This window comes from Desulfurella multipotens, from assembly GCF_900101285.1.
GTDB lineage: Bacteria > Campylobacterota_A > Desulfurellia > Desulfurellales > Desulfurellaceae > Desulfurella > Desulfurella acetivorans.
In genome coordinates this window covers 42,919-63,849 of sequence record NZ_FMYU01000009.1, presented here as the reverse complement: position 1 = coordinate 63,849, position 20,931 = coordinate 42,919, and the positions used below count along the sequence as shown (strand labels likewise).

General features: G+C 33.4%; 17 protein-coding genes and 1 pseudogene. 13 read left to right on the top strand and 5 right to left on the bottom strand.

The window, feature by feature from the left end; genetic code table 11:
* Position 1: 1 nt before the first annotated feature.
* The gene (locus BLQ93_RS06945) at positions 2–667 is read right to left on the bottom strand and encodes a nitroreductase (RefSeq protein ID WP_092129186.1); all 666 of its coding nucleotides are present in this window, start codon (positions 665–667) and stop codon (positions 2–4) included.
* Between the two features lie 77 nt (positions 668–744).
* A pseudogene (locus BLQ93_RS06940) lies at positions 745–2,409 on the bottom strand (acyl CoA:acetate/3-ketoacid CoA transferase).
* Positions 2,410–2,556: 147 nt separating this feature from the next.
* On the opposite strand from BLQ93_RS06940, the gene pilB reads away from it, so the two are divergent.
* The 6 genes from pilB to BLQ93_RS06910 are packed head-to-tail and all read left to right on the top strand — an operon-like array spanning position 2,557 to position 8,841.
* Positions 2,557–4,224: a type IV-A pilus assembly ATPase PilB gene (gene pilB, locus BLQ93_RS06935; RefSeq protein WP_025391199.1), complete on the top strand. Its 1,668-nt coding sequence runs from the start codon at positions 2,557–2,559 to the stop codon at positions 4,222–4,224.
* Positions 4,225–4,227: 3 nt separating this feature from the next.
* Positions 4,228–6,363 (top strand): ATP-dependent DNA helicase RecG, encoded by a 2,136-nt coding sequence (locus tag BLQ93_RS06930; RefSeq protein WP_092129184.1) that lies wholly within the window; start codon positions 4,228–4,230, stop codon positions 6,361–6,363.
* A complete protein-coding gene (locus BLQ93_RS06925) occupies positions 6,360–7,142 on the top strand; it encodes a nitrilase-related carbon-nitrogen hydrolase (protein ID WP_092129182.1) in 783 nt (260 codons plus the stop codon). Before BLQ93_RS06930 ends, BLQ93_RS06925 begins: the two co-directional genes overlap by 4 nt.
* On the top strand, positions 7,139–7,633 hold the full coding sequence (locus BLQ93_RS06920; RefSeq protein WP_038572149.1) for a MogA/MoaB family molybdenum cofactor biosynthesis protein: 495 nt from the start codon (positions 7,139–7,141) through the stop codon (positions 7,631–7,633). The genes BLQ93_RS06925 and BLQ93_RS06920 overlap by 4 nt, the downstream gene beginning before the upstream one ends.
* Positions 7,630–8,073 carry an NfeD family protein gene (locus tag BLQ93_RS06915; RefSeq protein WP_025391203.1) on the top strand — a complete coding sequence of 148 codons (444 nt, stop codon included), beginning with the start codon at positions 7,630–7,632 and terminating at the stop codon, positions 8,071–8,073. The genes BLQ93_RS06920 and BLQ93_RS06915 overlap by 4 nt, the downstream gene beginning before the upstream one ends.
* A 3-nt stretch (positions 8,074–8,076) precedes the next feature.
* A complete protein-coding gene (locus BLQ93_RS06910; RefSeq protein ID WP_038572152.1) occupies positions 8,077–8,841 on the top strand; it encodes a slipin family protein in 765 nt (254 codons plus the stop codon).
* A gap of 135 nt (positions 8,842–8,976) precedes the next feature.
* Here the strand turns inward: BLQ93_RS06910 and BLQ93_RS06905 are convergent, their stop codons facing one another.
* The 3 genes from BLQ93_RS06905 to BLQ93_RS06895 all read right to left on the bottom strand — a co-directional run bounded on the left by BLQ93_RS06905 (position 8,977) and on the right by BLQ93_RS06895 (position 12,457).
* A complete protein-coding gene (locus BLQ93_RS06905; protein WP_092129180.1) occupies positions 8,977–10,611 on the bottom strand; it encodes an RNA-guided endonuclease InsQ/TnpB family protein in 1,635 nt (544 codons plus the stop codon).
* Positions 10,604–11,206 (bottom strand): IS607 family transposase, encoded by a 603-nt coding sequence (locus BLQ93_RS06900; RefSeq protein ID WP_092129179.1) that lies wholly within the window; start codon positions 11,204–11,206, stop codon positions 10,604–10,606. The genes BLQ93_RS06905 and BLQ93_RS06900 overlap by 8 nt, the downstream gene beginning before the upstream one ends.
* Positions 11,207–11,293: 87 nt before the next feature.
* Positions 11,294–12,457: an NRAMP family divalent metal transporter gene (locus BLQ93_RS06895; protein ID WP_092129177.1), complete on the bottom strand. Its 1,164-nt coding sequence runs from the start codon at positions 12,455–12,457 to the stop codon at positions 11,294–11,296.
* A 314-nt stretch (positions 12,458–12,771) separates the two neighbouring features.
* Here BLQ93_RS06895 and BLQ93_RS06890 point away from each other — a divergent pair, with 314 nt between their 5' ends.
* The 7 genes from BLQ93_RS06890 (at position 12,772) to recJ (ending at position 20,930) form a co-directional block, all read left to right on the top strand.
* Positions 12,772–13,707 carry a ribose-phosphate diphosphokinase gene (locus BLQ93_RS06890; protein ID WP_025391206.1) on the top strand — a complete coding sequence of 312 codons (936 nt, stop codon included), beginning with the start codon at positions 12,772–12,774 and terminating at the stop codon, positions 13,705–13,707.
* Between the two features lie 11 nt (positions 13,708–13,718).
* Positions 13,719–14,291: a 50S ribosomal protein L25 gene (locus tag BLQ93_RS06885; protein ID WP_092129175.1), complete on the top strand. Its 573-nt coding sequence runs from the start codon at positions 13,719–13,721 to the stop codon at positions 14,289–14,291.
* A gap of 9 nt (positions 14,292–14,300) precedes the next feature.
* Entirely contained in the window at positions 14,301–14,873 is a 573-nt protein-coding gene (gene pth, locus BLQ93_RS06880; protein WP_092129173.1) for an aminoacyl-tRNA hydrolase, read from the top strand.
* 112 nt (positions 14,874–14,985) lie between these two features.
* Entirely contained in the window at positions 14,986–16,056 is a 1,071-nt protein-coding gene (locus BLQ93_RS06875) for an NAD(P)H-dependent flavin oxidoreductase (protein WP_092129171.1), read from the top strand.
* Positions 16,049–17,335, top strand: coding sequence for a homoserine dehydrogenase (locus tag BLQ93_RS06870; protein ID WP_025391210.1), 1,287 nt, complete (start codon positions 16,049–16,051; stop codon positions 17,333–17,335). The genes BLQ93_RS06875 and BLQ93_RS06870 overlap by 8 nt, the downstream gene beginning before the upstream one ends.
* Positions 17,336–17,452: 117 nt before the next feature.
* Positions 17,453–19,276, top strand: a complete 1,824-nt coding sequence (argH, locus tag BLQ93_RS06865; protein WP_092129169.1) for an argininosuccinate lyase — start codon at positions 17,453–17,455, stop codon at positions 19,274–19,276.
* Complete coding sequence (gene recJ / locus BLQ93_RS06860; protein ID WP_025391212.1) at positions 19,254–20,930, top strand: single-stranded-DNA-specific exonuclease RecJ; 1,677 nt, start codon at positions 19,254–19,256, stop codon at positions 20,928–20,930. Before argH ends, recJ begins: the two co-directional genes overlap by 23 nt.
* The last annotated feature ends 1 nt before the right edge of the window (position 20,931 follow it).

The window sequence follows — 20,931 nt, the reverse complement described above, 5'->3', positions numbered from 1 at the left end:
ATTAATCATAAAATGTTACAAAATCTTCTACGGCAATCCTATCCATAGTTAATTTGTTTATATAGGCATTATTATCCGGATACCCCAATGAAATTCCCATAACAACTATTTTTGTATCTGGTATATTAAGTGTTTTTTTAATAATTGGAGCATATGCAGCAATGGATGTTTTTGGACAAGTAGCAAGGCCAAATTCTAAAGCAAGTAACATAATAGTTTGAGCCATAATGCCAATGTCTATAAATGTATTTTCGCCTAGATTTTTTTCTCTCAATAAAAGCAATTCTACAGGTGCATTGAAAAATCTGAAATTTTCCAATATGTGTTCTTGTAAAGCAACTTTATCTTTTGGATCCAAGTTTTTAAACTCAAATACCCTTGTGTTGCAAGCTTTACGCCTGTCTTTTATGTATTGGGGCATGTCTTTGACTTCATAGATGTAATCGTATTGTCTTTCAACGCCACTTTTAACAGCTTCTACTAAAGCGTCGCTTAATTGCTTTTTGGTTTTTCCTGTCAATACTAAAATTTCCCATGGCTGGACATTGTGACCTGAGGGAGCAAATCTTGCAATATCAAATAGTTTGTAGAGTATTTCTTTATCAACTGGTTTGTCTAAAAATGCCCGTGTTGATTTTCTTAATTTTATAGCTTCAGAAACTGTCATTTAAAACCCCCTGCTTTTTATTTAAAGTGTAAACAATAAAAGCGAAAAAATCAAGAGGGAAATTTCCCCCCTTGATTTTATAAAAGGCCAGCTTCTTCTAAAATGTCATCTACATATTCTTTTAATGGATCAAGACTTTGGTGGAATAGGCATTCTGGCATTGTCTGAAGTTTATCAGCAATTTGAGGCTTGAAGTTCATCTTTGCTAATATATCTTTTTCAAGATCAATACCTGGTGCAATTTCTTTTAGTATTAAACCGTTTTCATTTAGGCCAAACACAGCCCTTTCGGTTACATAAATGATTTCTTTTTTTGCTTTTACGGCTTGTGGACCGCTAAATACTATTTTTGCAATTTTTTCGTTAAACTTTGGTATATTTCCGTCATTTTTTATTATCAATTTTCCTTTAGCAGCATCTATATCAAACTTGCCAGCAGTAAAACCACCAGCAAAGAATGTTCTAGGTGAGCCTGCGCTAATTACAGGAAAACCACCTGGGCCTGACACCCTAGTTGAACTATATGATGGATTTAGATTGCCTTTGGGATCTATTTCCATGAAACCAAGTGAAGCAAAGTCTATAATGCCACCTTCATAGTTTGTAAACATATCAGGCATAGGAATCAAAGCCTGCGGAGATATTGCAACGCCAAAATCTGGTCCAACTAAAGCAATACCACCAATTGGACCAGGCTCAACTGTTAAAGCAAGTAAATTGCTAAGTCCTAGCTCGCCAGCAAGCCAGGAAACATACACAGGTATGCCTATACCTAAGTTACCAAACAAAGGTTTTTTCAATTTTGCTGCTGTTCTCATCACTTCAATCAAAACTCTACCGGCTGCAATTCTATCCCTTATTTGATCTGGTGCAGGCAGGAGTTCTTCTAGTTCTTTTGTTTTTTTGGCTTTTACATGTCCGGCTAGCCTTGGGTCATATACATAGCTACCAGAGAGTTTATGATATTTTTCTGCATCGGGAGCTACAACCACATAGTCAACAAGTGGAGCTGGAACAATTACTTCTCTTGTTGGTATAGTATCTTTTCGTGCAACATACTTTACCTGGCAAATAACTTTACCTTGATTTGGAAGCGCTTTTGCAGCTTGAGCCATATTTAGAACTGTACCATATATGCCTTCTTCTTCCATTGAAATATTGCCATCTTCATCTGCTGTTGTGCCTCTGATGAGTGTTACATCTGGCGTTGGTGCTTGATAGAGTAGCCACTCTTCACCATTAATGTTTAACACATCTACTTTACAGGTCTTTTTCTCTTTTGCAATATCATTTGATGCACCACCATCGATTCTTGGGTCTAAAAATGTCCCAAGACCAACTTTTGTTAATAATCCTGGTCTATTGCTTGCAACTTCCCTAAACCAATAAGAAGTCGTTCCAATGGCAAAAGAATACACTTCAATTCTGTTTTCAAGTGTCATTTTCATTAAAGCAGGCGACCAACCAATAAAAGGCATTAAAACGCCTCTAATGAACGTTTGGTTTTTATCTTGATAAAGTTCAGAAAAGACTTTGTCAAGGCCTCTGTCTGGTACAGCTGGTAGTGTATCTTAGATGATAAATAAATTGTTTGGATGGCCTGTTTTTTTGTACTGCTCAAAAAGCTCCAAGATAAGGTACTCTGGTGCGGTTGAGAGATTAAACCCTGAGATAGCAACAACATCGCCATCTTTGATAACGCTTAATGCGTCGGAAACATTTACAACTTTTCCGTGACCCATTAAATCATACCTCCTAAAAAAATTTTTTCTTGCGCCTATACTAAAAGATTTAACCTAAAAAGTCAAATTAATTAAAATTAATTTTATTAAACAGCTATATTTGTTATTTTTATAAAAAAATGTTAAAATTGAAAAAAGAGGTGTCATGTGTCTTTAATTGGACAGTTATTACTAAATAACCAGAAAATAACACAAGAACAACTAAAACAAGCTATACTTGAACAGGAAAAAACTAATAAACGCTTGGGAGAAATTTTAAAAGAACATAATTTAATAACTGATGAAGATATTGCCGATGTTCTAAGTAGACAGTTTAACTTAAAGAGAGTTAACTTAAGTAATATCGTTATTGATAAATCAGCTTTATCAGTAATTAAAGAAGATGTGGCTAAAGAGCGTTTAATTTTACCTTTTGCTAAAACGGACAATGAACTCCACATAGCCGTAGTTGATCCTACAGAAAATACCTATTTGATAGATGAAATTAGATTTAAAACAGGTATTAAAAAAGTAGTTTTATATATTACGACGCCACAAGATATTATAAATGCTATAAACACAAGCTATACTGTGTATAACAAACTTGAAGAATTTGTAAAAAATCTACCTCAGATGCAAACTATAGAAGAAATTAAAGAAGAAACTCAGACTATTATAGAAGAAAATGATCCGCCTTTAATTAAATTGGTTAATTCAATTATTGAAAATGCTATTTTTGCAAGGGCTTCAGATATTCATATAGAGCCTTTTGAAAACATCTTAAGAATTCGTTATAGAATTGATGGTAAAAATATAGAAGCTATGCGTTTACCAAAACAATTTGCTTTAAGTATTATTTCAAGAATTAAAATCATGTCTCACTTAGATATTGCAGAAAAAAGACTCCCTCAAGATGGAAGAATAAAGCTTAAGGTATCAGGTAAAGAAATTGACTTGAGGGTTTCTACCATACCTGTGGCTTTTGGAGAAAAATGTGTTATGAGAATTTTAGACTCTACCAGTATAAAAGTTAAGTTAAATGATTTGGGTTTTGAGCCTGAAGATTTAGAAAAATACATAAAAGCAGCCAAATCTCCACACGGTATTATTTTAGTTACAGGCCCAACAGGTTCTGGTAAGTCAACCACGCTTTATGCAACACTAAATTTGTTAAATAATATAGGCGTAAACATACTAACAGCAGAAGATCCAATAGAGTATAATTTAGAAGGTATAAATCAACTTCAGATTAACGAAGAAATTGGTTTGACTTTTGCAAAAGCCTTGCGTTCATTTTTAAGACAGGATCCAGATATTATTATGGTTGGAGAAATTAGAGATACAGAAACTGCAGATATTGCAATTAGAGCGGCACTAACAGGTCATTTAGTATTGTCAACACTTCATACAAATGATGCACCAAGTGCCATAGCAAGGCTTGTAGATATGGGTATAGCTCCTTATTTACTTTCTTCATCGCTAAGGCTTATACTGGCACAAAGACTTGTTAGAAAGATTTGTGAGTCTTGTAAAACTGCATATGAGCCAGAGCCAGCATTGATAAAAGACCTAGGATTAGATAATACTAAAACTACCTTTTATCGTGGTAGAGGATGTGCTTTTTGTAACAATACAGGTTATAAAGGCCGAATAGCAATATATGAAGTTATGCCAATAGATGAGCAGATAAAAAAAGCAATAATTTCTGGTGCAAATACAGATGAAATAAAAAAAATAGCAATTAAAAATGGCATGCAAACACTAAGGCAAAGTGGTATAAAAAAAGTTTTGGATGGTATTACTACAATTGATGAAGTTCTCGAAGTAACAATTTAAAAAATGCTTAAAACAAAACAAGTATTAAATTCACTTGAAACTCAAATTCTTAAATTTGTCCATTTAAAAGATTATAAAAGCGCTGAAGTTTATATTAAAAAAGAAAATTCAGTGCTTAAGTTTGATAAATGTGCCGATTGGTTGTTATCAAAACTTGTTTTAAAGCCACAGGTAGAAAAAATTTTTAATAAAAAACATATTTATTGTGTTTGGGATTTACTACTAACAAAACCTTTGCGAAACGAACATTACACTCAAATAACGCCTATTATCCACGCAAAAGATTATGCTTGTATCCAAGGTACTGTTGTATCAAAAAAAGCTGGTAATCCTTATACAATTGTAATTGATGATGGCTATGGCAGGCTTGATTGTAAATGGTTTAATCTTAATCAGTTTTTAAAACATATACTGAAAAATATAAAGGTTGGATCACACGTTGTTTGCGAAGGAAAAATAACGGAATTTGGGCTTTTTAAAGAAATGCACCATCCTCGCATAAAGGCATCTAGTCAATTTAAACCACATATTGAGGTAATCTATCCTTCGTTTGGAAATCTTAAAAACACCACAATTAAAAAAATTATAGAACAGCACTTATTATTATCACCAAACCCACCTTATGATTATTTGCCTTATACAATAATTGCAAGAAACAATTTGCCATTTTTAAGTGAAGTATTTGAAGCTTTACATGTTAAAAGCGCTTTTGATGAAAAAATAGAAAAACGTTTAAAGTATGATGAGCTTTTTTTGATGCAGCTAGGACTTGCTTTGCAGGAAGCATATAAAGCAAATGAACCAATCAGTATTGAATTTGATGAGGATTTTTTACAAAAAATAGAAAAAAAGTTGCCATTTGAGCTTACAATTGATCAAAAAAAAGCTATCAATACAATTTTAAATGATATGCATTATGCCAAAACTTCATCAAGATTGCTACAAGGTGATGTAGGATCTGGTAAAACCATAGTAGCTTTGATTTGCGCTTTGGCTGTATTGAAAAACAATTACCAGGTTTGTATAATGTCTCCAACCACAAGCCTTGCAGAACAAACATTTACGGTTGCAAAAAAGTTTTTAGAGGATGAGGGATTTAATGTAGGTTTGCTTGTCAGTACAACAAAGAAAAAAAATGAAATTTATCAAGCAGTTAAAGATTTTAAAATTCATTGTTTGATAGGAACGCACGCTTTGCTAAACGAAAAGCTTGAGTTTAGTAATTTGGGTTTTTTGGTGATTGACGAACAGCACCGCTTTGGCGTTGACCAAAGAAAAATTCTCTCAAGCAAAGGAAAAAGCGCTTATATGTTAATTATGAGTGCAACTCCTATACCAAGGAGTCTGGCTTTTGCAATTTATGGTAAAACTAAAATTGTTGAAATCCGTTCTATGCCAAAAAATAGAAAAGCGGTTCATACAATTCATCTTTATAAAAAGTCTGAAGATAAAGCCTTTTTGCATGCAAGAGAAGAGATATTAAAAAAACATCAGGTTTATATCGTATTTGCTTTAATAGAAGAATCACAGTCAAAAGTAGATTTTGATTCATTAATGGGAAGTTATGAGGATATTAAAAATAAATACTTTGGCGAATTTAAATGTGCTTTTTTGCACTCAAACATAAAAAGTGCTCAAAAAGAAAAAATTTTTCATGATTTTGTACATGGCAAGATTGATTGTCTTATGAGCACAACTGTAATTGAAGTAGGTATAGATAATCCCAATGCTACAGTTATAATAATTGAAAACGCAGAAAATTATGGCCTTGCCCAGCTTCATCAGCTTAGGGGAAGGGTGGGAAGAAGCGATCTGGATTCATTTTGTTATTTAATTACAAAAGATAGAATATCTTCATTGGCAAAAAGGCGCATTGATGTATTGCTTTCTACAAATGATGGTTTTGAAATAGCAAAGCAAGATTTAATTTTGCGAGGGAGTGGTGAAATTTACTCAACAAGGCAACATGGTTTGCCAGATTTGGAATTTGCTGATATACTAAATGATAGAGAACTATTGGAAAAAGCCCAAAGTGATATTTATGAGCTTTTGAGCCTAAAGTATCCATTAAGTAATGGACTGATCAAGATGGTGGAGCATAAGTGGCAGAAAAAATTTTCTTTTGCGAGGGTAATATGAAAATAAGTGTAGCTCAAATGCAAGTTATTGAGGGCAATATGGAAAAAAATTATGAAACTTCTTTGGATATGATACAAAAAGCTAAATTAAATGGAAGCAATCTTGTGCTTTTTCCTGAACTTTTTTTGTCTGGGTTTGATTATACAAATTTAGATAAACTATCAAGACTTTCACCGAAATATATCGATAAATTGCTTGAAGAATCAAAAAATATTGCAATTTGTGGTACTTTTTTGGAAAATATTGACAATAAAATATACAATACTTTTTACTGTTTATACGAAAGAAAAGTTTTATTTAAGTACTCGAAAATCAAGTTATTTGAAGTAACAAAAGAAGACTATTATTTTAAAGCTGGCAATAAAAATCAACCAAATACATTTGATTTATTTGGTGTCAAATTTGGGGTATGTATATGTTTTGAGTTACGTTTTCCAGAAATTTTAAGAAAAGCAGCACTTAATGGTGCACAGGTTTTGCTTGTGAGTGCAATCTGGCCCGTTGAAAGACTACATGCATGGCAGAGTTTGTCATGTGCAAGAGCAATTGAAAATCAGGCGTTTGTTGTAACTTGCAATGCAAATGATAGATCTGGTAAATGGATGTGTGCAGGACATTCAAGTGTTTATGATCCAAATGGTTTACTTCTTGAGTGTGCTTTGGATTGTACAACTTTAAAAAGTGTTGTTTTTGATCCTGAATATTCACGCAAAATTCAAAAAGAATTTCCAAGTTTAATTAGAGCATATGATTTGAATTGTATGGGGGAAAAATTATGAAATTTGCTATTATCACACTATCTGATAAAGGTTATGCCAAAGAAAGAGAAGATTTAACAGGGCCTGCTTTGATAGATTTTATTCAAAAAAATTTAGGTTTTATGGAATTATCATACTATACAATAATACCAGATGATAAAGATGCGCTTAAAAGAGAGCTTTTAGAGCTTTGTGAAGCAAATGTTGATTTAGTAATAACTAATGGTTCAACTGGTATAGCTCCACGCGATATTGCACCCGATGTTACACAGGAGGTAATAGAAAAAAGACTTTGGGGATTTGAAGAAGCTATGCGATTAAAAAGTTTTGAAAAAACACCAACGGCTATTGTTTCAAGAGCATGCGTGGGCACAAGAAAGAACACGCTTATTATAAACTTGCCAGGCAGTCCAAAGGCGGCAATCGAAAATATTGGTTTTATATATAAAGCAATTGAACATACGATAAAAAAATTACAAGGTGATCAAACTCCTTGTGCGGGTGCAGTATGAGTGTTGATATAGGCGAAGTACTGGTTTTTTTATCTTTTACTTTTTTAGCACTAGAGATATTTTTTGCAAGTGGTGGTATCTTTACATTTGTAGGTTTGGTATCATTTATAATTGGGACTTACTTTTTGTATTTAGGTTTTAATGGTTTGCCGCCGGTGTTTTTGTACGTTATATGTCCTATTTTTATAGGTATCTTTATTTTTGTTGTTTTTGTAGTTGGTCTTGGTTTAAAGGCTCAAAAGCTTCCTGTGAAAACTTTAGAAAATCTTGTAGGAAAAACTGGTATATGCAAAAAACCGATTAAAAAAGATAATCCAGGTCAAATTGAAATAGAAGGCGAAATTTGGACTGCATATAGTGATTCTGATATAGAAATTGGCCAAAAAGTTACAGTAATTAAACAAGAATCTTTAAAATTATTTGTAAAAAAGGAGGCATAGTTTATGGAAAGTATCGTATTTATTGTTGTTGTTATTTTTTTATTACTTGTTATTTTAAACTCTATTCGTATTGTTCAAGAATACGATAGAGCAGTAATTTTTAGACTTGGTCGAGCAGTAGGCGTCAAAGGACCTGGTTTGATTATACTTTGGCCAATTATTGATAGTATGGCAAAGGTTTCTTTAAGGATTAATACACTTGAAGTGCAACCGCAAGATGTTATAACAAAGGATAACATAACAATTAAAATAAACGCCGTTGTGTATTTTAAAGTAGTAAATGCTCTAAATGCAGTAGTTCAGATTAAAAATTACGCATATGCAGTAGAGCAGCTTGCGCAAACTACATTAAGAAGCGTTTGTGGTCAGGCTGAGCTTGATAAACTGCTTTCAGAACGTGAAAAAGTTAATTCAGAAATCCAGGAAATTCTTGACAAACACACAGATGCCTGGGGTGTAAAAGTAACACTTGTTGAGTTAAAACAGATTGATTTACCACAGGATATGCAAAGAGCCATGGCGCGCCAGGCTGAAGCAGAAAGAGATAGAAGGGCTAAAATTATTAACGCTGATGGTGAATATCAAGCAGCTGAAAAATTAAACGAAGCAGCACGCATTATATCACAAAATCCAATAGCACTCCAGCTTAGATACCTTCAAACATTAAATGAGATTTCTTCTACAAACAACACAACCACGATTTTGCCTATTCCGCTTGATATATTAAGGGAAATTGGAAAATCAATTGCTCAAAAAGAACAAGCCTAAAAGCTTAAATTTTTGTTATTGCTTTTAAAATAGAGAAATACTAGTGATATTTTAATTCTATTAAGTGGTTTTTACTATTAAAGCTTTTTTGAGATTACACAATAACAGAATACACCCGCGATTTCATTAACTCCGTTAAATATTGTTAGCATTTTTAATAAATTCTGCATTACCAACACTTAACGGATCAGGCACAAACGGGGTGATGCAACACTGCCTGATGTCTACATAATACCGATTGAGTATGTTTTTAATCGTGTAATTGTTGAGTTTCTTAGGCGTTAACCTGCCATAATCATCGGTATTATGAAGATTTGTTTTCAGAACATCTGAAACAAATCTTAAAAGAATATTTTTACTTGCGTTTAAGTCTGCGTTAGCTTTGTGTCCGCAATTTTCACACTCAAAATCTTCCTGGGTTTTTCTATTTGATCTTGATATATGTCCGCATACCGGGCAGGTTTGAGAAGTATAGTGGCTTGGAGTAATATGAACCCTGATACCTCTTTTTTCTGCCTGGGTAATAAGCTTGTTTTTAACATTAGATAAGTGCAGGAGCTTGGAAAGTCTTGAGTATTTTATGTCAAATTCTTCATTAATGCCAAACTTACCAGATAACAAAAGGTCTTCTATTACAAGATCTGTAATGCTGTTTTTTTCAAGATAGTTTAAGAGACTATATATGAGATAAGATACATACCAGTCAAGCTGTCTGTATATTTTTTTAAGTTTTTTAAGCTGTTTAGCTGTTAGATTCTGATAACCTATTTGATCTAACTCTTTAAGGTTTGACACAATACGTTTCATATAGTTTCGGTCGTAATCTACTATGTAACCATCAGAAAGAGTGGCAAAGTTGTTTTTAAGATTCAAGTCCATGCCTATAGGTTTGCTGTAAGGCTTGAATGTAGGCTTTTCTGCTTCATAGACAGTTGCTATGTTTATCTTATTGCCTTTAGCAGACGGATAAATGACAAATTCTTTTGCTGTAGGCTTTCTAGTTCCGTTGTGGTAATCATCGTTTATCTGCAGTGGCAATCTAAATTCTTTGCCGTTTTTCATTCTAAATACAAACCAGTATTTATACAGAGTATTTTCATTATCGTAATCAATGCGGGCTTTATTTACAGTGTGGTCTAGCAGTAAAGAAGATGTTTCTGTAAACTTTATAAGCTTTAATTTGTTTAAAATTCTTGTTTGTATGTTTTTTGCAAGGTTTACAATGCGGGCAAAATAAGGCTTGGTTTTGTAATACTCATACAAAGCTGTAATACCTTCATTTTTAAGCTGCGGCAGTATGTCTTTGTCTAACTCAAGGTAAACAAGGTATTTGACAAACTTTGTAAGTTTTGTTGATTTGAATTTTATTTCAAAACGCTTTGTATCGCCTTTTTTAGCATATTTTGTGTCTTTTTTGTAGCGTTCTATAATCATTTCACTTTGCAGTCTGACTTTGAAGTTCTGCAGGCGCTTGTTTAAAGCGTTTTTATAGTTATCTACAAGCATTTGATGTTCTTTCTGGATGTTCCATGCAGGGATGAGTGGGTCTTTTGTCGGATTTTCAGCTGTTTCATCATTGTAAAGATTAACACTACTGTAAAGTGCGTTAAGCTTTTTAATGCCGTCTGAAACTAAGAGGAGATGCCTGTTAGCGTAAATACACTCAGAAAGTTTGTTTTTAATCTCTGTTGTTCGTTTCAGCACAGCAAAAACGTCTTCGCCTTTGGTTTTATTGTAGTATTTAGAAGTAAACAAAACAGATTTAATCATTGCTGCTGTCTCCCTTAATAAGCTGATCTATGAGCGTTTTTTTTCTTTTGCTGTAGAGTTTCATAGAGTAGCAATGAAGCAGGCTTACTATTTCTTCAAATATCTCTTCGCTGTCCAGTTTTTTAGAACCAATTTCGTTTACAACAACTATTTGCGTATTGTATTTTTTAAACAGATAACCAAATAGATCAAAACCAACCCTTGAAAGCCTGTCTTTGTATGAAATAATTACTCTTTCTATTTTTCCTGCTATGACTAAATCAAGCATATTAAAAAACTCTTTTCTGTCTTTAAAACTTATACCGGATGCAATGTCGGAAAATACTGCATTAATAGTCCAGCCGTTTGAGTAACAGAATGTTTTGAGCATTTCTATCTGGTTTTCTAAATCCTGTTTTTGTTTCCTTGTTGACACTCTTGCATATATCACAGTCTGGCGGTTTATGCCTTTGTTAAATATCTTATATACATCTTCATCGTTATAATCATAATGTCCGCTTGGAAGAACAGTTACTCTTATTGTTCCGTTTTTGACATATTTAGTAAGTGTTTGGCGTGTAATACGCAGCAGGTTTAAAACTTCTTTTGTTTTCATAATTATATTATATTCCTAAATCAGAAAAAGTCAAGGTTTTTAATAAAAAAAAAGAATATAATAGAATAAAGTTAATGAAAGAGGGAACTATATACCTAACACGATAATTGCTAAAGCAAGAAGTGCAACTATGCTTATATAAGCTTTAGAATACGAATAATTTTTGAGTATTTTTTTGCTGCTTGCAAGTGCTATTAAAAAACCGATTGGTAATACAAAACCATTAAAAGCTTCTACATCGACCATAATTTTTACAAGTGGTATTCCAGGTATTAATATAATAATCGCACTTAGGGCAACTAAAGTAATGTATATTAAGTAAAATAATTTTTCTTGCTTAAAATTAGCATTTAGAGAATGACCAAAATTCCAGGTTTCGCCAGATGCCCACGCAAACGACATAGATACAACAAATGCAGCTAAAATACTTGAAGCATAAAGTCCAACAGCAAATAGCAATGCGCTGTATTTTCCTGCAATTGGCACCAAAGCCAGAGCAAAGTTACAAGCATTATTAGGAGAAATATGTTCTCTATATAGCACAGATGCGCCAAGTATAATTACTACAATCATTAAAATTTGCGTTGCAAAGCTCCCGATTAAAGTATCCCATTTTGCAAAATTTATATCGCAAGCTTGCAAGCGTTTTTCCACTGTAGCACTTTGTTGGTAGTAAATCATCCATGACATGATAACTGCACCTACATTTGCAGCTATAAGGAAAAGGTAATTTTTGTTATTAAAAGGTTGAGCTAAACTGAAACTTTTTGCTATTTCTGAATAATTTGGATGAGATATTAAGCAAGCAGGTATAAAAGCGAAAGAGACTAAAGAAAAGATAATAGCGATATTTTCTGCGCGCTTATATTTGCCGCTTAAAGCTACAAAAACTAATAACAATGCGCTTGTAATAATAGAATAATCCTTTGGTATACCTACAATTTCTGAACTTGCTGCAATACCTGAAAACTCTGTTAAAAGTGCGCTAAAAACCACAACAAGTAATAAAATAGTGGAAAACGCAGCCCAATTTTCACCAAAATATTCACGGATTAACTCGCCATGCCTTTTACTTGTAACGCATCCAAGTCTTGATGCAATTTCTTGTACTATATATAACAATGGTATAAGCAATATTTGTAAAGGTATCAGAGTATAGCCATATTTTGCACCTGACACAAAAGCTGTTGTAATTGAACCGGCGTCCACACCCGCAATCATCACTATAAAACCCGGACCAAATGCAGCCAAAAAGGATAAAAACCAGATTTTGAAGTTTTTTTCATAAAGTGTTCCTCTAACTTAAAAGAATAATTAGTCTCATATAAATCAAATATAAAAAGTCAACTAAATTAAATTGAGTCAAGCATAAATACTTGTTGTATTTAAAAGTCCTTTTAATCTACATATTGTTGACAAAATCAGCGCTATTTGGTAGATTAAGCTGGTAAGTTTTGAAGGGCTTTTGTGTGGTAGGTTAAAGCCAGATACGTTTTTTAAAAAAAGGGCTAAAGTAGAGTTTTAAATTTATTATTTATCTATAGTGCTTTAAAAAGGTGGTTTTGATGAGGGGTCTAAAGTTAATTGCTGGCTCAGCTAACAAGGAATTATCTCAAAAAATAAGTGATTATCTTAATGAGCCAATTGTCGATACAGAGATCTCGCGCTTTAGCGATGGTGAAGTTTCGGTTCAGATAAAGGAAAACATTCGAGGCTCCGATGTATTTTTGATTTGTTCTTTATCTAGACCCGTTAATGAAAACATAATGGAGATGCTTGTTACAATGGATGCGATAAAACGCTCAAGCGCGAATTCCCTAACTGTTGTTTTACCATATTATGCGTATGCTAGGCAAGATAGAAAAGTAAAGTCACGTGTGCCAATAAGTGCAAAACTTATGGCAGATTTGCTTACTGTATCTGGAGCAGACAGGATTGTGGCTATGGATTTACATGCTGGTCAAATCCAAGGTTTTTTTGATATACCGGTTGACCACTTATATGCGTCGCCTGTTATAGCTAATTATATTCGTGAACTTCACAAGGAAGATATTGTCATAGTTTCACCAGATGCAGGTGGCGTTGAGCGAGCTAGAGAGTTGGGCAAAAAGCTTGGATGCAGTCTTGCTATTGTAGATAAAAGAAGACCTAAACCCAATGTAAGCGAAGTGCTACATATTATAGGTGAAGTAGAGGGAAAAACCGCTGTGCTTGTAGATGATCTTATAGATACAGCAGGTACAATTGTAAATGCAAGTATTGCTTTGGCAGAAAAAGGTGCATTGGAAATTTATGCATGTTGTACACATCCTGTACTTTCTGGACCTGCGCTTGAACGAATAGAAAACTCTCCTATAAAAGAACTTGTTGTTACAGATACACTTGTGTGGAATAAAGATAGGGATTGCAAAAAGATAAAAACGCTTTCTGTTGCCAATGTTATTGGGGAAGCAATTAGAAGAATTTATAATAAAGAATCGGTGAGTTCACTGTTTGATTAAAAGGAGGAACAATGCAATTTAAAGCACAAATCAGGGATGCAAAGGCAAAAACACTTAGAAAACAAAACCGCATACCTGCTGTAATTTATGGGCAATTGCCTAAGCCTATTAATATAAGCCTGGATAAAAAAGAAACACTTGCAATTTTAAGAAAAGCAAGACGAACTGATATTTTTGAGGTTAGCTTTGATAACGAGACTTTTAGATGCATTATAAAAGAAGTACAAAAACACCCCGTAACTTCTGATATTTACCATGTAGATTTTTATAAATTTGACCCAAACAAGCACATTAATATAGAAGTGCCAATTGTGCTAAAAGGCGAACCAAAAGGTGTAAAAGCAGGTGGTGATTTGTATCAGCCAAGAAAGAAAATTGCACTAAACAGCCTACCAGATAAAATACCGCATGAAATAGTTTTAGATGTAACAAATCTGGAAATTGGCGATTCTATTCATGCATTTGATTTAGAACTTCCCGAAGGAGTAAAGATAGCAAGCAGTAAAAATTTTGAAATTGTAGGTGTTGTAGGTAAATCTAAGGAAGAATTGGCTGAAGAGAAAACTGAAACTCCTCAAACTTAATAATCTTTTATGCATGTAATTGTTGGGCTTGGAAATCCTGGTGAGGTTTACGCAAATACTTTTCATAATGCAGGTTTTTTAGTTCTTGACTTAATAGCAACAAAACTAGGTGCAAAATTTACTACAAGCTCATTTCATGCAATGTATGCATTGTCTTACATTGAACAGACAAAAGTATTGCTTGTAAAACCAACCACCTACATGAACTTAAGCGGAAAGGCTGTAGGTTTAATTGTTAGTTTTTACAAAATTGACATAAAAAACCTAATTGTAGTAAGGGATGATATTGATATAGAGCTTGGGAGAATTAGACTTAAGCGGAATTCATCAAGCGGTGGGCACAAAGGTATACAATCAATTATTGACACTTTGGGCTCAAAAGCTTTTGTGCAGGTAAAGATTGGAGTGAGAAATATATCATTGGTAAATGTTTTTAAGGGTGATGTAGCAAATTATGTGTTAAAAAAACTTAGCGAAGATGAAAAAAAAAATTTAAGTCAAAGCGCTGAAATTGCATGCGAAGCTTGTATGAAAGTTGTGGCGGATGGATTTGAAAAAGCGGCAAATTTATATAATAACTAGATTTGCTCTGAGGATGGGTTGTAAGCAATAAAGTTCTTCGGGCGGTGTCCTTAAAATGATGTACTAGCTAAATTGACAAAAGTTATGAATAAAAAGGATGTAAAGAGCAACGATGGCACTAAAGAAACTAAAAATTAAAGATAAAATAGTCGAACATTGTATAATACAAGGTGGTATGGGTGTAGGAGTAAGCCTGTATCCTTTGGCAAAAGCTGTTTCACAAAACGGCGGTGTGGGCGTTGTATCAAGTGTAGCTTTAGATAGAATCTTAAGTAAGCGAAATAACAAAAAATATTCTATATATGAAGCTTGTGAAGAAGAAATCGCACTTGCAAAAGACGGTTCAAACTGTATAGGCATAAATATTATGGTAGCTGTGCAAAAAGATTACGAAGCAAGCGTCAAAGGTGCAATAGCTGGCGGTGTAGACATAATCATATCTGGTGCCGGACTTCCTACTGAACTTCCGAAGATAGCTGCAAGTAAAGATGTGGCGCTTGTCCCTATTGTATCAAGCCTAAGGGCGTTTGATATTATTTGTAAGCGCTGGGAACGTTTTGGGGCAAGGCCTGACGCTGTTATAGTGGAAGGGCCTTTAGCTGGAGGACACCTGGGTTTTCATTTTGCAGATTTAGATAAAGAAGAAAATAAACTTGAAAATCTTTTTCCTCCAATAAAAGAAAAAGCAATAAAATGTGGTGATATACCTGTTATTGTAGCAGGAGGCATCTACACGCACGAAGATATAAAAAAATTTTTGAATATGGGAGCAGATGGTGTGCAGATGGGTACAAGATTTTTAGCAACATTTGAAAGCAGTGCTTCCGATGACTATAAACAGGCAGTAATTAAAGCAAATAAAGACGATATTATTGTAGCATATAGACCAGGCTCACCTTCTGGTTTACCATTTCGCGTAATAAAATCATCGCCCATGTATCAGGATGCACTTTTAGCAAAAAGACCACCAAATTGCGATAAAGGTTATTTATTAAACAAAGATGGATATTGCCCTGCTATGGTAGATAATGTAAACTATTTTTGCATATGTAATGGTTTACTTTCGAGTGCTGGTTACAATAGTGACAAGGAAAGACCTATTTACACTGTAGGCACAAATGCTTATAGAATTGATAGGCTTTTAAGTGTAGAAGAGTTGATGAAGGAGCTTGTTTATGGATAAAGATATAAATATTGGGATTTTTGGTCTTGGCACTGTAGGTTGCGGTGTTGTTAAAATTTTACAGGATAATGCTGATTTAATAAGAAAACGATTGGGTTTTGGCATCAATATTAAAAAGGTTTTTTCCCGAACTTCCAAGTGCAAGAATCTAATAACAAATTACATTTACGCAAAAGATTATAAAGAATTATTTGACGATGATATAGATATTGTTTTGGAACTCATTGGTGGTATTGATGTAGCACGTAAGTTTGTTTGCCAAGCTATCGATAACAAAAAAAACATTGTTAGCGCAAATAAAGCACTTTTTGCAAATCATGGTTTTGAGATTTTTTCTAAAGCTGCTCAAAATGGTGTAAAAATTGGGTTTGAAGCTTCAGTGGCAGGCGGTGTGCCTATTATAAAGGTTATTACCAGGGACTTAATGGCAAACAACATAAAAAGCATAAAAGCAATTGTAAATGGTACATGTAATTATATTTTAAGTCAGATGTTTGAAACACACGAGTCTTTTGAAACTATATTAAATAAAGCAATTAAAGAAGGTTACGCTGAACGTGATCCGTCATTTGATATAGATGGTATTGACTCTGCTCAAAAGATGGCGATTTTAGCTTCCATTAGTTTTAATGCTAAAGTTGAAGAAAAAGATGTACATGTTGAAGGCATAAGAGATATTGACTTTATTGATATAGATTTTGCCCAAAAGTTAGGCTATAGAGTAAAATTGCTTGGTATAGCAAATTCAAAAGATAATAAACTACTTGTACGTGTTGCCCCTTATTTTATAGAGCAAGATAATATACTTGCTAAAGTGGATGGTGTTTATAATGCAATAAGCGTTATTTCTGATATGACAGGTCAGACTACATATGTGGGAAAAGGTGCAGGTAGTTTACCCACAGCTTCATCTGTGGTTGCAGATATCATTGATATTGCAAAAGATATTGAATCTGGTACAGTAAAAGATACACTTTCTATGCGTGTGTTTGAAAAAATGGAATTTGTAGATATTGATAGTCTTGAGTCTCATTTTTATATAAGGTTTAGTGTTGTAGATAGTGTTGGTGTGCTTAGCCGTATTGCCAATGTTTTAAGCAAGTACAATATTAGCATAAAAAGTGTTGTACAAATAGGAAAAGGTTTGGATGTTGTGCCACTTTTAGTATTAACGCACAAAGCTAAAGAGTCTAATGTTAAAAAAGCAATAAGAGAAATTGAAAAAAATCATCAGACTATAATTAAAAATGGCACTGTTTTGATTAGAGTTTTGGATTAATCACATTGTGTTTTAGGTTCATCCTGAGCGTCAGAGAAGGATCTACTTTTGGGATTCTTCGCACACTCGTGTGCTCAGAATGACAAGTAGTTTGCAGAGTTTTTAAAAGGAGTGTTTATGAATGGTAAATTGTGGGCTGGACGCTTTAATACTGGCCAGGATAATCTAATGGAACAATTTTCAGAAAGTATAAGCTATGATAAGCGTCTTTATAAATATGACATATTAGGCAGCATTGCTCATGTTAAAATGCTTGCTAAGCAATCAATTATTTTACAAGAAGAAGCCGAGAAAATTATTGATGGTTTACGTAAAATTGAAAGACAGATTGAAGCAGGTGAATTTGAATTTAATCCACAAGATGAAGACATACACATGGCAATAGAACGTGCTCTTATTAATTTAATTGGTAAAGTAGGGGGTAAGCTTCATACGGCACGCTCAAGAAATGATCAAATAGCACTTGATGAGCGTTTGTTCTTAAGAGATATAAGCATAGAAATAATAGATAGACTAAATGGATTGTTAAAAAATCTTGCACTTTTTGCTAAAGAGCATATTGATGTTATAATACCAGGTTTTACACACATGCAACATGCCCAACCGATATTATTTTCACATTACATAATGGCTTTTTTTGAAAAATTTAAGAGAGATAAAGAAAGATTTTTAGATACAATAAAGCGTATTGATGTAATGCCACTTGGTGCTGGGGCGCTTGCTGGCACAATTTGGCCTATAGATAGACGTTACACTGCAAGTTTACTTAATTTTACACAAATATCTAAAAACTCTATCGATGCGGTATCTGATAGAGATTTTATGATAGAGTTTTTAAATAATTGCGCTATATTTTCTATGCATGCATCAAGACTTGCAGAAGATTTTATCATTTACTCATCTTCAGAGTTTTCTTTTATAGAACTACCTGATGAATTTTCAACAGGCTCAAGTATTATGCCACAAAAGAAAAACCCTGATAGCTTAGAGTTGATAAGGGGTAAAACAGGTAGAGTATATGGTAATTTGTTTACACTTTTAACAGTGATGAAAGGTTTGCCACTTTCGTATAATCGCGATATGCAAGAAGACAAAGAAGCACTTTTTGATACAATTGACAATTGTTTAATGATTATTGATATACTATCAAAACTAATCCCAAAAATTAAACTAAATATTGATGAAATTGAAAAATCACTTGAAAAAGGCTTTATTACAGCAACTGATTTGGCTGATTATCTAGCTTTTAAAGGTTATGCTTTTAGAGATGCTCACAAAATTGTTGGTTCAATTGTAGCATATGCTATAACTAAAAACAAAACGCTAAAAGAACTGACGCTTGAAGAATACAAGCAGTTTGCAGACCAGATTGAAGAAGATGTTTATGATTACATAGACTATAGGCGTAGTGTAGACAAAAGAAAATCTTTTGGTGGCACTTCCAGAGCCAATGTATTAGAGCAAATTGAAGAAGCACTTAAAAGCTTTGATGAAAAAAGTTCCCATGTAGATTTGTGCCCCAGGTGTTCTTATCCAATTAAGATATATAAAAACCCGTCTTTGACTGTGGATTGTATAATAGAAAAAGACAATAAAGTGCTTCTTATAAACAGAAAAAACTATCCTTTTGGTTTTGCTTTGCCGGGTGGTTTTGTAAATTACGGCGAAAGTGTGGAGCAAGCTGTAATTAGGGAAGTAAAAGAAGAAACAAGCCTTGATATTGTAGAGCCAAAGCTTTTTGGTGTTTACTCAGATCCAGAAAGAGATCCAAGAAGCCATACGGTAAGCGTTGTATTTTATGCCAAAGCAAGTGGCACCCCAAAAGCTTCGGATGATGCTGAGGATTTAGGTTTTTTTGATCTGGATAATTTGCCTGAGCATATCGTATTTGATCACTTAAAAATCTTGAAAGACTATTATGAATTCAGAAAAAAGATATAATACCAAAGGTGAGTTGGTTGAAATTATTATTAATGAAGATTTTTGCAATATCGAAAATAAAAAAGTAAAAATTGGCAACACGTATACATATCTTGCTCTTGTAAGGATCTTAAAAAATAGAAATATCTCGGATATTGACAAATTTTTAAGACCATCACTATCGCACCTATACGACCCATTTTTACTAAGTGATATGGATTTAGCTGTAGCTCGCACTGTTAGGTCTCTTATTGCAAAAGAGCGTATTTGCATTGTAGGTGATTATGATGTTGATGGAATAACTGCTTGTTCAATACTCATAAAATTTTTTCAAGAAATTGGCGCAAACATAACATATTATATACCAAAAAGAGAAGATGGCTACGGTTTATCGCTTTCTGCTATAAAATACGCACATCAAAAAAAAGCAAAATTAATTATAACCGTAGATAACGGTATTTCTAGCCAGGACGAAATAGAATTTGCAAAACAATTGGGTATAGATGTAATTATAACAGATCACCATGAACCAAATACTGTACCCAATGCATATGCCGTTGTAAATCCAAAGATGAAAAATTCCAAATACCCCTTTAGTGAGCTTGCAGGAGTAGGTGTTGCATTTAATTTTTTACTCGCTTTGAGAAAAACATTGAGAGAGAGAAATTTTTTTACGAAAGAGCCAAATCTTGCAAACTATTTAGATCTTGTTAGTTTGGGCACACTTGCTGATGTTGTACCACTTGTTGATGTTAATAGGGTTTTTGTAAAGTATGGCCTATCAAAAAGCTCAAAAGCATTGGATAAATTAAAAGCTGTTTCAAATATCTCAAGCAATTTAAGTACTTATGATGTTGCATACAAAATAGCGCCAAGAATAAATTCTGCTGGTAGGCTTGCCGATGCTAATCTTGCAATAGATTTGTTTACAACAACACAAGAAATTAAGATGCTAAAGATAGCAAACTGGCTAGATGAGTTAAATATAAAACGAAAACGCCTGCAGCAGACAATTTTACAAGAAGCAAAATCAATAGTAGCAGGTGCAAAACATTATGATGCAATTGTAGTCAGTGGTAAGTGGCATAAAGGAGTAATTGGTATAGTAGCAGGAAACCTTGCCCATTTTTATAGAAAGCCTTCCATTGTTATATCAGAAGATAATTATTTATGTGTAGGTAGTGGAAGAAGTATCGAATCTATAAATCTCTTTGAAATTGTAAAGCGTCATGAAAACTTGCTTGATAAGTTTGGTGGTCATAAATTAGCTGTTGGGCTTACACTTAAAAAGGAACATATAGAACCATTTAGAGAAGCTATCAACAAAGAAGTCTCAAGACTTAAAGTAAACGCTTCTTACAAGCTTAGAGTTGATTTATCCTGCAATATAAACATTTTTGATAATATTGATTTTTTAGAAAATCTAAGGGAACTTGAACCATTTGGCGCAGGGCATGAAGAACCAACATTTTTTGTAAGAGGCGGTATTTTGAAAGATATACAGAAAAAACCTTACCATAATATTCTTTTTTTTGATTTCAATGGCAAAAGTAAATCGTTTGTGTCAACAGATGCCGATAACTTAAAAATAAATGAGTGCTACAGTATAGCTTTTTATATAACTTTTAATAAAGCGTATTACAACTTTACAATAAAAGATATATTTAAGGAGTAAA

Bases quoted from the DNA above. Each gene is read 5' to 3' on its own strand.
- BLQ93_RS06930 (WP_092129184.1), top strand. From the start codon at position 4,228: ATGCTTAAAACAAAACAAGTATTAAATTCACTTGAAACTCAAATTCTT.
- BLQ93_RS06870 (WP_025391210.1), top strand. From the start codon at position 16,049: ATGGATAAAGATATAAATATTGGGATTTTTGGTCTTGGCACTGTAGGT.
- BLQ93_RS06945 (WP_092129186.1), bottom strand. From the start codon at position 667: ATGACAGTTTCTGAAGCTATAAAATTAAGAAAATCAACACGGGCATTT.
- BLQ93_RS06925 (WP_092129182.1), top strand. From the start codon at position 6,360: ATGAAAATAAGTGTAGCTCAAATGCAAGTTATTGAGGGCAATATGGAA.
- argH (WP_092129169.1), top strand. From the start codon at position 17,453: ATGAATGGTAAATTGTGGGCTGGACGCTTTAATACTGGCCAGGATAAT.
- BLQ93_RS06920 (WP_038572149.1), top strand. From the start codon at position 7,139: ATGAAATTTGCTATTATCACACTATCTGATAAAGGTTATGCCAAAGAA.
- BLQ93_RS06885 (WP_092129175.1), top strand. From the start codon at position 13,719: ATGCAATTTAAAGCACAAATCAGGGATGCAAAGGCAAAAACACTTAGA.
- pth (WP_092129173.1), top strand. From the start codon at position 14,301: ATGCATGTAATTGTTGGGCTTGGAAATCCTGGTGAGGTTTACGCAAAT.
- recJ (WP_025391212.1), top strand. From the start codon at position 19,254: ATGAATTCAGAAAAAAGATATAATACCAAAGGTGAGTTGGTTGAAATT.
- BLQ93_RS06900 (WP_092129179.1), bottom strand. From the start codon at position 11,206: ATGAAAACAAAAGAAGTTTTAAACCTGCTGCGTATTACACGCCAAACA.
- BLQ93_RS06890 (WP_025391206.1), top strand. From the start codon at position 12,772: ATGAGGGGTCTAAAGTTAATTGCTGGCTCAGCTAACAAGGAATTATCT.
- BLQ93_RS06875 (WP_092129171.1), top strand. From the start codon at position 14,986: ATGGCACTAAAGAAACTAAAAATTAAAGATAAAATAGTCGAACATTGT.
- BLQ93_RS06915 (WP_025391203.1), top strand. From the start codon at position 7,630: ATGAGTGTTGATATAGGCGAAGTACTGGTTTTTTTATCTTTTACTTTT.
- BLQ93_RS06910 (WP_038572152.1), top strand. From the start codon at position 8,077: ATGGAAAGTATCGTATTTATTGTTGTTGTTATTTTTTTATTACTTGTT.
- BLQ93_RS06905 (WP_092129180.1), bottom strand. From the start codon at position 10,611: ATGATTAAATCTGTTTTGTTTACTTCTAAATACTACAATAAAACCAAA.